This is a genomic window from uncultured Salinicola sp. (assembly GCF_937921195.1).
GTDB lineage: Bacteria > Pseudomonadota > Gammaproteobacteria > Pseudomonadales > Halomonadaceae > Salinicola.
The window spans coordinates 66,543-78,553 of the sequence record NZ_CALFQK010000166.1; the positions used below are offsets into that span (position 1 = coordinate 66,543).

The following is a 12,011-nucleotide window of genomic DNA, read 5'->3' on the forward strand; positions in this document are numbered from 1 at the left end:
AGCCAGGGGATCACGGCTCCGGAGCATAACACGCCAATGCCGGGATCAGATCGCCGTGCGTGGAATCTCTCGCTCCCACGATTTTTCGCTGACCGGCGTCTCGCCCTCGTACGCCAACTGCTCGGCACGCAGGTAGAAGGTGGTCTCGTCGCAGTGCAGCCGATAGCGACTGGTCACTTCCACCGCGAACTGTCCATTGCCTTCGTCGCGACCGGCGCGGTAGTGCCACTCGATCCCGGCGCGGGTCCGCGTGGCGTCGGAGGGGTGGCTGGTGTAGATCTCCTTCGCCCACTGCTCGACGCGCAAACCGTGATCGGTGAAGCGAATGTCGCCCATGTCGTCCTCGATGGTGACGGTCACCTCGCCGCTACCCACGTCTTCACTGATCGTGCGCCTGGGCTGGCCAGCGCGCAGCGTCTCGATACGGCAGGGCGTGGCGCTCTCCGGCGGTTCGAACGGCATGGGTACGTATTCCGCCTTGCAGATCGGCAGCGACAGCGTCGGCGTGCCGGCCTTGAGAATGAGGTCGGCGCGTTTCTTCGGCGACCACACCAGCGGGAAGCTGGCACTGGAGAGCGCCACGCGCAGGCGATGCCCCTCGGGCAGGCGGTAGCCGATCAGATCCAGCGCCACGCGTATCTCCATTGGCTCGCCCGGTACCGGCGGGGTGATCGTGGCCGAATCGTCTCGCAGGTTGAGGTTGAGCGTGGCGTAGCTGATCAGCGCGCTTTCGCCACTGGGAGCGACGTCGCACAGGCGCACGTGCAACTGGCCGCAATCCTCGGCACTCGTCAGCGTGGCGGTGAGTGTGGGCTGGCCGAGGATATCGAGACCGTAGAGATAGGGCTCGGAGTCGAAGGTCAGTGCCAGGCCGTCGTCGCGGCGCTGGTCCGGCGGGAAGTCCGCACCGAACCACAGCGGAATGTATTCTCCCTGCAGCGAGCCGGCGGTGAGCGGGGAGGCGATCGCGCGGTCCTGGCTCAATCGACCGTTCGGCGTCAGGCCGGTGTCGCCCAGCGCAAGCGACCACGCCTCGATCTCATCCACCGGCGCGGGCCAACCATGGGTGCGAACCCACCGGCCGGGGCGTTCCAGATACCGGGGCGCCGGCGGCACGCCATCCTGCAGGTAGAAGGTGCACTCGGGTTCGTCCATGATCCCGGTGTCGATGTCCTTGAGCCAGTAGTCCCACCAGCGCAGCGCCTCCTGCAGGAAGCCGATGGCGGGATCGGGAATCGCGAAGTGCGGATACTTGTGCATCCACGGCCCCAACAGTGCCTTCTTCGGGCAGGAGAGATTCTCCATCATGCGCGGGATGGTGTTGACGTAGGAATCCGCCCAGCCGCTGATCATGTAGACCGCCGCTTCGATATTCTCGTAGCTCTCGCAGATCGAGCCGTGACGCCAGTAGTCGTCGCGGTGCTGATGCGTGAGCCAGGGATCCATCAGCAGCGGCATGTTGTCGAGGCGATGCTTCCACATCTCCCGCCAGCGATCGCCGACCAGCGCCGGGTCGGGCATCGCCGCGGAGAAGCTCAGCATGGTCGCCGCCCAGCCGAGATTCTCCAGCAGCATGTTGCCGCCCTTGTAGTGGATATCGTCGGCGTAGCGGTCATCGGTGGAGCAGAGCGTGATGATCGCCTTGAGCGGCTCGGGCCTGAGCGCGGCCACCTGCAGGCCGTTGAAGCCACCCCAGGAGATGCCCATCATGCCGAGCTTGCCATTGCACCACGGCTGCGAGGCGATCCAGTCGATCACTTCCAGCGCGTCGGCCTGCTCCTGGGGGGCGTACTCGTCCTCCATCAGGCCGTCGGATTCGCCGTTGCCGCGCATGTCGACCCGCACGCAGGCGTAGCCGTGGCCGGCGAACCAGGGGTGGGTGAGCTCGTCGCGAACCGCCGTGCCGTCGCGCTTGCGGTAGGGCAGGTATTCGAGGATCGCCGGCACCGGTTTCGATTCGGCGTCCTCCGGCAGCCAGATTCTGGCGGCCAGGCGAGTGCCGTCGGCCAGCACGATCCACTGGTTCTCGATCTCTCGCACGCGGTGCGGGAAGTCCTGTCTGATTCTCATGCCTCGTCCTTGGCGGTGGTTGAGGGAGTCTTGCGTGTCGGCATCGTGTCGAGCCGATCGGGGTGCTTGAGCCAGACCCACAGCGAGCCGGTGGCCAGCAGCACGATCAGCATGGCGGGCAACCCGCCCAGGTTGGAGAGCATCTTGATGCCGTCGATCCCCACGAAGCTGACCATGACCCAGGAGACCACGCCGACGATCACGCCCCAGATCACCTTCATCGGGACGCCGGCATTGAGATCGGAGTCGGCGGTCAGGCCGCGGGTGCAGAGGTTGCCGATGGCGTCGGTCTGGGAATCCGCCGCGGTGACGTAGGAGATGTAGGCGATGAACAGCAGCAGCGGAATCCATACCTGGGAGAACGGGAGTTGGCGGAACAGCTCATAGAGCACGTTCTCGACGCCGCGGTCGTTGAGCACGGCATAGAGATCGGCGCCGCCCGTGTCCAGATGCGACTGTCCCAGATGTGATTGAAAGTAGAGCGCGGTGCCGGAGAAGATCAGGATCCACACGCTGGCGAACAGCGCCGGATAAAGCAGGTTGACGCGCAGGAACTCACGTACCGTGTAGCCGCGGGAAATCTTGCCCAGGAACAGCGCCGCCACCGGCGCCCAGGCGAACCACACCGCCCAGTAGAAGATCGACCACCACTGCGGCCACTGGTCGTCGGCGGCGGCGCCGGTGAACAGGCTCTTGGTGAAGAAACCGTCGAGATAGACGCCGAACGACTCGACGCCCAGTGCCAGACAGAAGACGGTGGGGCCGACGATGAACATGAACACGCCGAGAATGGCGAGCAGCACGGCATTCAACGACGACAGCCGGGCGATCCCCTTCTGCAGACCGCTGGCGGCAGAGAGCACGAAGGTCACCACGATGATGGCGATGATCACGCCGAGTCGCAGCGGGCTGGTCTCGCCGCCGAGATACTGGCCCGCGCCGCCGGCCAGGGTCAGCGCGCCGGTGCCCAGCGAAGACGCCATGCCGGCCACCAGCGCATAGAGCGAGATGGCATCGATCAGCCCGCCGAAGCGTTTGACCCTGGGGCCGAAGATCGGCTCCAGCATGCTCGAGATCGAAAAGCGCAGGCGCAGGTTGTAGAAGGCGAGCGCAAAGATCAGCGCCGGGACGGCGTAGATGGCGTAGGGCGTGAACGACCAGTGCAGGAACATGGTCGACATCGCGAACAGCATGGCATCGCTGGAACCGGCCTCCAGGCCGCTGGAGGCGGGCGGGCCCATGTAGTGGTAGAGGGGCTCGGCGGTGGTCCAGAACAGCACGCCCACGGCCAGCGTGGTGCATAGCGTGATCGAGAACCAGCGCAGCCGCGACAGCAGTGGCGTGGCATCCCGGCCGCCGATGCGGACACGGCCGAGCGGAGAAAAATAGACGATCACCGCCATGATCAGCAGATAGAGGCTGCCCAGGCTGAACAGCCACGAGAAGTTGGTCAGGACCGCATCGTTGAGTGCGCTGGCCGTGGCCAGAAACGCGTCCAGATCGACATAGCTGGCCACGACCGCTGCCAGCAGGATCAGAAAGGTCGGCCAGAATACCAGTGGCCGCAGCGACGTTTGCATAGCCGTCTCCCGTTATCGTTATCGTAGGCGCCGATGCGCCGTGCTCATGGCGGTATAACCTAACGCCTTTGCCGCCCCGTCGGGCAAGCGGTCGCTGGGAATGAGGCCATGCGACTAGCTCATGGGCAGGGTGGCGGAGGTGGCCGCCAGGCGCTGTAGAATGATGCGGCCAGGAATCGACGAAGGAGACGCAATGGAGCCTGAAGACCTCACCAGACTGGTCAGTCGCAAGATGCCCTTCGGCAAGTACGAGGGGTGGTTGATCGCCGACCTGCCGGGCCCATACCTGAACTGGTTCGCCAGGGAAGGCTTCCCCGACGGGGAGATCGGGCGTCTGCTGGCGTTGATGCACGAGATCGATCACAACGGCCTCAGTGGGCTTTTGGACCCTCTGAGAGAGCGGCGGTGACGCCGGTAGCCGGGCTGGTCGAACAACTTTTTCTGCGGCGAATGCCGCAAGGCCCACTGCAGCCCGATGACATCGGGCTGCGTTCGGCGGCGATTGATCGCCGGAAATCGCTGCGTCTGGAACCCCATTATTTCAGTGTCGACCCTTACATGCGAAACCGCATGCAGCCAGAGGGATACGACTATATCGCGCGATGGCAGACTGGCAGTGTGCTCTCGGGCTGGGCGCTGGCTCGGGTCGGGGAGAGTCAGTCGCCGATGTGGCAACGGGGTGACTGGGCGCTCGGGCATCTTCCGATGCAGACGATGGTGGAGCATGACGGGGCTGGGTTGATCCGCTATCCGGCGTCGGCGGAACCGCCCCTGGCGGGACTGCATCCGCTAGGGATGACCGGATTCACTGCCTGGCTGGGAGTGTGCCGCATCGGCCGACCGTTGGCATCGGACACGGTGCTGGTCGGTGCCGCTGCCGGTGCGGTGGGGTCTCTGGCGGCGCAGTGGGCTCGACGTGCCGGGGCGCAGGTGATCGTGACCGCCGGACGCAGAGAAAAGCGGGAGTGGTTGAAGGCGGTCGGTTTCGAGCACGTGCTCGACCACCGCGCGCTGGACTATGCCGAGCGGCTGCGCGAGATCGTACCTGATGGCATCACGCTCAATTTCGAGAGTCTCGGCGGATCGGCGTTCGAGATCGCCAACACCCTCATGCGCCCCGGCGGTCGAGTGGTGCTGTGCGGGCTGATCAGCCAATACCAGCAGCCCGAACCCCGCCGGGCGCCAGCCAACCTGGCGCGACTCGGTGGTTTGGGCGTCAGTGTTCACCCTTTCGTCGCGCCCGAATATCTCCATGAGTGGGAAGCGTTCCAGCGCGCTACCCAACTGCCTGTGGCAGCGGGCGAACTCGTTTGGCGTCTGGATATCGTCGAAGGTGGGCTGGCGGCGGTTCCCAGGGCGCTGACAGGGCTATTCGATGGCGACAATCTGGGCAAGCGGGTAGTGAAGATGGACTATCGCTAATTGGCTACGTCTCGGTTCTCCTCTGGCACTAACTCAGCCAGCGGCCGATGCCATAAGCGGCGAGCCATCCGATCAGTACTGCCAGGGCAAGCCAGGACCAGCGTCGCCAGCGCGTCTGATGGCGGCTGAGTGCGATCTGCAGCTGTTGCGTCAGCAGTTCCTGGCGAACCACGATGCGTTCGGGGGACGAGGAAAAATCGTTGGCGGTGTCCCCTTGCCAGTGGGGGGCATGGGTCATGCCCAGACCCGCCCGCAGCCTGCCGAGGTCGTCCAGCAGTGCATGCAGGTCGTCATAGGCTTCGCGATGCGCCGCGTCGCCGAGAGCGCTCAGCGCATCGGCCTTCAGCGTCCGATTGTTGCAGCGTTCTGCGGCCCTGACGATGGCTCTGGGCGTTGCGTCCTTGGCGATGCCGAGTCGGCGATAGAGATCACGCATGTTGCATCAACAGGTCGTAGGCGTTCTTGATCCGCTGGAAACGCTGCGAAGCCAAGGATATTCGCAAGTCGCCCTGGCCGTGGAAGCGATCGGGATGATGGCGCTGTGCCAGGCGGCGGTAGGCGCGTTTGATATCGGTCGAGGAGGCATGCTCGTCGAGTTCCAGGACCTGCAAGGCCAGCCGGATTCGGTAGTGGGGTTGGGGGATGCCGGCCGCCTGCTGCCACTGGCGTTGTCGTCGCTGCTGTTCTTGACGTGAGGCTTCTTCCTGACGCGCTCGCTCCCGGCGCTGGGCGTCGGCCTGGCGCTCCTCTTCCTGGCGCTGGGCCTCGGCCTGGCGTGCCCGTTGCAGGCGTTCTTCTTCCTGGCGCCGCCGCTCCGCTCGTTGACGTGCCTGCTGGCGCAGGCGGTCACGCTCAAGGCGATTCTCCCGTCGCCGCGCATGCGCGGACAGGATTCGGGTTCGCCAGCCTAGCCAACGCTGAGTCCTGCGTGGGGAGGGAGCCGGGGTATCGGTGTCTGCCTCGGCTGCCGGCTCGGCTTGCTCTTGCTGTTGCCAATACGCCTGTCGGCTGGGGTCGCTGGGAGGCGTCAGGGCGCGGCCGGCCACCTCGCGGAACAGCCGTGCAAAAGCAGCCGGCGTCACGCCTGAAAGATCGGAGAGAAAGCGCAGGATGTGGTGATTGCGCGGGCTGAGATCGCCCTCGCTCGTGGCCAGCCCGATCGCGCGCCGCAGGAAGGGATGCGACTGTTCATCGACGCGTTCGCGTAACACCACCTCGGCGGCCAGTTGGATGGCCTTCAGGTCGGCTCTGGCGATCGCCAGCAACGTGTCGAGATCCCGGGAATGGCGATAGCCGTTGGCCAGCACTTCGAGATAGCGCCGGTCCTCGGCAAGCACGGCGCGCTTGTTGACGTAGACCCACGTCAACAGCAGCAGGGCCGCGGTATCCGGCGGGTAACGACTTTTCAGCAGCAGAAGCTCGAAAGCGGAAAAGCGCGCTGGGGCCATCGATGAATCCAAGCGGAGAAAGGGTTGTTGTCGTCATTGGCTGGATTCCGAGTATACCCAAACTCGACGAAGAGTCGTCACCGTTGCGCCTCGCCGATAGGTTCCGCTGAAGCATAGGCCAGTGCTGCAAGTCGATATATCGAGCTGCTCATGCGTTGGCAGTGAACGACCCGGTAAGGTCGAGAATGGCCTGGGCCAGACTGCGGTCGACGATGAGGGTATTGAACAGTCCAGCCTTGGCGGCCGCGATCGTTGCCTGGGCTCGATAAGCACCGGCACCGGTACCGATGACCCGGGGAACTCTGCGTAATTGGTCCACCGAGATACCGAGAACGCGACGGTCCAGTTCGCTTTCTATGGCCTGTCCATGCTGATCGAAGAGTCGACCACTGATTTCGCCGCAGGCGCCTTTGTCGGCTATCTCCTCGGCCTCGCTCGCTGTCAGCATGTTGTAGAGCGCCGAGCCGGAGGGGCGCCAGGCACCGACCGATACGACGGCGATATCCAACTCCTCGATTCGGGCCAACGAGCGGGCGATATCGGGTTGGCGCGCCAACGCCCTCGCTGTTTCGGCCTCCTGCAGTACCAGGGGGGCATAGATGGGGTATGCCGTGCCATTGGCGGCTTCTGCGATGATGCGAATGGTCTCGACGGATCCGAGTCGGTTGCCGGTGAGGTGGATGGCTCCGGCGAGCTGCACGACCTCGCAGGTGGGCAACTGGCGAATCTGGCGTGCCATCGACTCGATCACACGGCTCCAGGTCATGCCGACGGTCTGGCCGGGTTTGATCTCATCGTCGAGCACTATGGCAAGGCGATGGGCGACGGCTTCGATGGTGGATTGGTCGCTGCCCGGTATGCGGTCCACCACAATCGCGTGTTCGATTCCCAAGGCCGCGGCCACGTCCAAACCCATCTCCGGTGAGAGTTGCGCGGGATGGCGAATGCTGATCATGACCAACCCCGTTTCCCGGGCCTCCTTCAACAGTCGCGCGACCTGAAAACGGCTGATACCGAAGTGACGCGCCAGATCGCTCTTGGATTCGTCCTCCAGGAAATAACGACGAACCATCTCAAATATCTGATCCTCGCCGACAGAAGCCCTTTGTGGCCGAGTTTTGCTGGCATCCGTCATAAAGCCTCCCTCTACATCCTTAGTTGTAGTCGTCGGTCGAAAACTTGCCCTGAGCGATAGTACCAGCATACGCTCTTGCTCGTTTGAGACTAATGGCGCTCATCCGAGCATTAGCATGCGCCGTCTCATCGTGACTGGATCACCAACGACAACTTGGGTCATGGGCCCGCTGCCTCCTGACGGGGTTCGCCAAACGAGAGGAATGTCATGAGCGTCGATGATCTGCAGGACCCCACGCGGTCAGAGGGCAAATCCAGAAAGGCGGCATTTGCTGCGTTCAGCGGTGCCTTCATCGAATGGTATGACTTCTATCTCTACGGCATCGCCTCGGCGCTGGTGTTTCCGCAACTGTTCTTCGCCGATGCCGACGCTTCCGTCAGCCTGATGGCCTCGTTCGGCGCCTTCGCCGCCGGTTTCATCGCCCGCCCCATTGGTGCGTTGCTGTTCGGCCACTTCGGAGACCGGCACGGTCGCAAGACGATGCTGATCATCACCGTTCTCATCATGGGCGTATGCACGCTGTTGATGGGGCTCGTGCCGACTTACGAATCGATCGGCTGGTGGGCGCCCGCGGCGCTGATTACCCTTCGTATCGTGCAGGGGCTGGGAATAGGCGGTGAATTCGGCGGCGGTGCGCTGGTTGCGCTGGAGAACGCGCCGAGCCGAAAGCGCGGGCTGATGGGCAGCTTTCACCAGTTGGGTACGCCGATGGGGCTGCTGGTCTCTACCGGGGTCTTCTCCCTGGTCCAACTGTTGCCGGAGTCGAGCTTTCTGGCGTGGGGCTGGCGGATTCCGTTTCTGCTGAGCGGTGTCTTTCTCGTCTTCGCCCTGTTCCTTCGCAGTTCGCTGCCAGAGACGGAAGTCTTCCGCAAGCGAAAGACACAAGAGCCCGCGCGCCACATCCCGTTGATGAGCCTGCTTCGCGAGCAACCGGGCCATCTGTTGCTCGGACTCGGCGCGCGCATGGCCGATGCGGTGACCTTCAACGTCATCAACGTCTTCGGTATCGCCTACGCCACGTCGACGCTGGGATTGTCGCAGCAGATGATGCTGACCGGTTTCGTCATGTCCGCCGCGGTACAGGTCTTCCTGACACCGTTGATCGGCATGTTCTCCGACCGGGTGGGGCGCCGTCCGGTCTACATGGCGGGCATCGTCGTCTGCGCCATCGGGGGGCTGGCCTATTTTCCCCTGCTGTCCACCGGAGAGGCCTGGGTCGTCTGGCCGACCATCATCGTGGTGCAGGCGGTGGGCACTGGGCTGATGTTCACCATTCAGGGCACCTTCTTCGCCGAGATGTTCTCGACGCGCGTACGCTACACCTCGCTCGGCATGATCTATCAGGGCTCGGCGCTGTTGGGCGGTGCACCGACGCCGTTGATCGCCGCCGCGCTGGCCAGTGCCTTCGCCGGTAGTTACTGGGGGCCGGCGCTCTATCTGTTTGCCATGACATTGGTCAGCCTCGCCTGCGTCATCGCGATCACCGAAACCTATCGCAGCGAGCTGTGAAATCGCCATCAATGGAGCAAGGAGCCGCGTCCATGTCAGAGAGGAAAGTTCCCAATATCATGTTCGTGATCACGGACCAGCAGCGATTCGACACGATCCACGCACTGGGACATGAGCACGCGATCACTCCGAATCTTGATCGGCTGGTCCAGGAGGGCACTACCTTCGCGAGAACCTACGTCACGGCGCCATCCTGCGCACCGTCACGAGCCAGTCTGTTCATGGGCCTCTATCCGCACAGCACCGGTGTGTTCCGAAACGACGAGCCGTGGCGGCATTCGTGGGTCGAACAACTGGCGCAGGCGGGCTACCGCTGCGCCAATATCGGCAAGATGCATACCTTCCCGTACGAGACGCCGCTCGGCTTCCACGAGCGCCACGTGGTCGAGAACAAGGATCGCGACCATCCCAACCTGCCGTTCTTCCTCGACCAGTGGGACAAGGCGCTGTGGGCCCGGGGCGTCGACAAGCCGAGCCGGGTGACCTACCGTCACCGCGCCGACTATGACGATCGCCTGGGAGCTTTCGTCTGGGAGGCGCCTGCCGAGCTGCATGCCGACAACTTCGTCGGTGACTTCGCGGCCATGTGGCTCGAGCGTTACCCCGGTGACGAGCCGTTCTTTCTGCAGATTGGATTTCCCGGACCGCACCCCCCCTACGATCCCACGCCTGAATACCTCCAACCGTTCGAGACGCGTGACGTGCCGATGCCGGTCGGCGGCGCGGACGATATCGCCAGTCAGCCGGCGCCGCTCAGGGCGCTGCGCCAGAACCATCTCGACAGCGATCATGACGCGGTCAAGCATCTGGAGCATCCGACCCCCGAGCAGATGGTCCGCCAGCGGCGCCATTATCATGCCAACGTGACGATGATCGATGCGCAGGTCGGGCGGCTGCTCGACGCCTTGGAGAGGCGTGGCGTCCTCGAGGACACCATCATCGTGTTCACCTCGGATCATGGCGACTGCCTCAACGACCACGGTCATAGCCAGAAATGGAATATGTACGAGTCGAGTGTGCATGTCCCCGCGATCGTCTGGGGGCCGAAGTTCGTGCGAGGGAACCAGCGCATCGAAGGTTTGACTTCGCTCATGGATCTGGGGCCGACCGTTCTCGAGTTGGCGGGTGTCGAACCGCCGGCCTGGATGGAAGCGCAATCACTGTTGCCGGCGCTGCAGGGCGAGGCGTGGGCGGGTCGCGAGCACGTCTTCGCCGAGCACGCCCGCGATTTCATCCTGACCGACACCGAATTGATGACCATGGTGCGTGACGACCGCTGGAAGCTGGTGACCTTCGTCGACAGTGACGAGGGGCAGCTCTTCGACCTGGAAAGCGATCCCGACGAGCTCGACAACCGCTGGGACGACCCCTCCTGCCGAGCGCTGCGCGATCACCTCCACCAGGTGATCGCGCGTTGGCGGGCCGAAAGCGCGACCCATACGTCGACATGGGCGGCGCCTTGGCGCTGAAGGGGGCGTTTCGAATGGCATCGAACGGTCGTGCCTGCTGTACCCCGACTTCGGCACGAAAGAACCCGGAGGCCGGGGCCGACGGGCTTCCACGTCGACTGGCGGGAGCCGGTAGCCATCCGATCGAGCAGGCGGCCATTCCCGCCGGTTCGTTCGTCATGGGTGAAGGCACCGACATCGCCAACCGTCGCGATGGCGAACACCTGACGCATGCGGTCTATCTCGACGCGTTCGTCATCGATGCGACCACCGTTACCAACCGCGATTTCGCGCGTTTCGTCGACGCCACGGGATATCGCACGGAGGCCGAGCGGTGGGGAGTCTCGGCGGTGTTTCGCCATCAGGTTCAGGCACCGAGGGAGGACGTGCTCGGCGCCCTCGACGGCATGGCGTGGTGGGTCGCGGTACGGGGTGCGCATTGGCGCGCCCCGGGCGGGGCGTTGTCGACGGTGGATGACCTGCTGGATCATCCTGTCGTTCACGTCAGCTGGCGCGATGCCGTGGCGTACTGTCAATGGGCGGGGCGCGGGTTGCCCAGTGAAGCACAATGGGAGTACGCCTCGCGTGGGGGGCTGGCGGGATGCCGCTATCCCTGGGGTGACGACGTGACGGACGACTGCGGGACATGGCGCTGCAACATCTGGCAAGGCGACTTCCCCCACACCAATCTCATCGAGGATGGCTGGCGTTTAACCGCGCCGGTCGAGGCTTTCCCGCCCAATGGTTACGGCCTGTATCAGACGGTCGGCAATGTCTGGGAGTGGTGCGGCGATGGCTTCGACCCCGATTACTACGCGCGCTCGCCGTTGAGCAACCCGCCGGGACCGGCCGACGTCGCGCGCCGCGTGATGCGAGGCGGCTCGTTTCTGTGCCACGACTCGTACTGCAATCGCTACCGGAACGCGGCACGGACATCGAACACACCGGCAGCTTCGAGCAGTAATGTCGGGTTCAGGACGATCGGCCCAGGAGCTTGAGCGACTTCTGCATCACGCCGCGTTTCAACCTCACCCCGCTGCGATGAGCGTAGTCGTCAAGGGCGAGCAGTTCGTAACCGTGGGCGAGATAGAAGTCGATGGCGTTGAGCGCGGCGGACAGCGTCAAGATGTCGATGCCTTCCTGCCTGGCCAGCTCCTCTGCGCGTGCCAGCAACTTCGAACCATGACCGCGACGAAAATGGTTCGGTGCGACGAACAGCGCTTCCAGCTCCCGTTCGCCGACATCGACGACGGTGTAGCCGACGATGCTCCGATCCCGTTCCGCCACGATCGCGTGACCCTGTCGAAGAAGATGTCGGAAACCGTCGCTCGGCGCGGCGGCAAGCCAGGTATCCAGTGCGGCGGGCGGGTAGTGCCCCACGCACTGAATCCTCGCCGCC

The 12,011-nt window shown here is 64.1% G+C and carries 11 protein-coding genes; 5 read left to right on the top strand and 6 right to left on the bottom strand.

The features are described from left to right. Positions 1–45: 45 nt before the first annotated feature. Both Q0602_RS18850 and Q0602_RS18855 read right to left on the bottom strand, forming a co-directional pair. On the bottom strand, positions 46–2,070 hold the full coding sequence (locus tag Q0602_RS18850; RefSeq protein WP_298846638.1) for a CocE/NonD family hydrolase: 2,025 nt from the start codon (positions 2,068–2,070) through the stop codon (positions 46–48). Next, a complete protein-coding gene (locus tag Q0602_RS18855) occupies positions 2,067–3,650 on the bottom strand; it encodes a BCCT family transporter (protein ID WP_298846640.1) in 1,584 nt (527 codons plus the stop codon). The genes Q0602_RS18850 and Q0602_RS18855 overlap by 4 nt, the downstream gene beginning before the upstream one ends. A gap of 193 nt (positions 3,651–3,843) precedes the next feature. On the opposite strand from Q0602_RS18855, the gene Q0602_RS18860 reads away from it, so the two are divergent. Both Q0602_RS18860 and Q0602_RS18865 read left to right on the top strand, forming a co-directional pair. Further along, positions 3,844–4,059, top strand: a complete 216-nt coding sequence (locus Q0602_RS18860; RefSeq protein WP_295039751.1) for a DUF3820 family protein — start codon at positions 3,844–3,846, stop codon at positions 4,057–4,059. Continuing rightward, positions 4,056–5,072: an NADP-dependent oxidoreductase gene (locus Q0602_RS18865; protein ID WP_298846644.1), complete on the top strand. Its 1,017-nt coding sequence runs from the start codon at positions 4,056–4,058 to the stop codon at positions 5,070–5,072. The genes Q0602_RS18860 and Q0602_RS18865 overlap by 4 nt, the downstream gene beginning before the upstream one ends. A gap of 28 nt (positions 5,073–5,100) precedes the next feature. Here the strand turns inward: Q0602_RS18865 and Q0602_RS18870 are convergent, their stop codons facing one another. The 3 genes from Q0602_RS18870 to Q0602_RS18880 all read right to left on the bottom strand — a co-directional run bounded on the left by Q0602_RS18870 (position 5,101) and on the right by Q0602_RS18880 (position 7,592). Continuing rightward, positions 5,101–5,508 (bottom strand): hypothetical protein, encoded by a 408-nt coding sequence (locus Q0602_RS18870; RefSeq protein WP_295039758.1) that lies wholly within the window; start codon positions 5,506–5,508, stop codon positions 5,101–5,103. Then, positions 5,501–6,520, bottom strand: coding sequence for a DnaJ domain-containing protein (locus tag Q0602_RS18875; RefSeq protein WP_298846648.1), 1,020 nt, complete (start codon positions 6,518–6,520; stop codon positions 5,501–5,503). The genes Q0602_RS18870 and Q0602_RS18875 overlap by 8 nt, the downstream gene beginning before the upstream one ends. A gap of 148 nt (positions 6,521–6,668) precedes the next feature. Next, positions 6,669–7,592, bottom strand: a complete 924-nt coding sequence (locus Q0602_RS18880; RefSeq protein ID WP_162619795.1) for a sugar-binding transcriptional regulator — start codon at positions 7,590–7,592, stop codon at positions 6,669–6,671. A gap of 270 nt (positions 7,593–7,862) precedes the next feature. Here Q0602_RS18880 and Q0602_RS18885 point away from each other — a divergent pair, with 270 nt between their 5' ends. The 3 genes from Q0602_RS18885 to Q0602_RS18895 are packed head-to-tail and all read left to right on the top strand — an operon-like array spanning position 7,863 to position 11,610. Continuing rightward, the gene (locus Q0602_RS18885; RefSeq protein ID WP_110715885.1) at positions 7,863–9,164 is read left to right on the top strand and encodes an MFS transporter; all 1,302 of its coding nucleotides are present in this window, start codon (positions 7,863–7,865) and stop codon (positions 9,162–9,164) included. A 32-nt stretch (positions 9,165–9,196) separates the two neighbouring features. Further along, entirely contained in the window at positions 9,197–10,633 is a 1,437-nt protein-coding gene (locus Q0602_RS18890) for a sulfatase-like hydrolase/transferase (RefSeq protein ID WP_298846662.1), read from the top strand. 14 nt (positions 10,634–10,647) lie between these two features. Then, positions 10,648–11,610: a formylglycine-generating enzyme family protein gene (locus tag Q0602_RS18895; RefSeq protein WP_298846665.1), complete on the top strand. Its 963-nt coding sequence runs from the start codon at positions 10,648–10,650 to the stop codon at positions 11,608–11,610. Here the strand turns inward: Q0602_RS18895 and Q0602_RS18900 are convergent. Beyond that, a complete protein-coding gene (locus tag Q0602_RS18900; RefSeq protein ID WP_298846668.1) occupies positions 11,585–11,992 on the bottom strand; it encodes a GNAT family N-acetyltransferase in 408 nt (135 codons plus the stop codon). The genes Q0602_RS18895 and Q0602_RS18900 overlap by 26 nt on opposite strands. Positions 11,993–12,011: the final 19 nt, after the last annotated feature.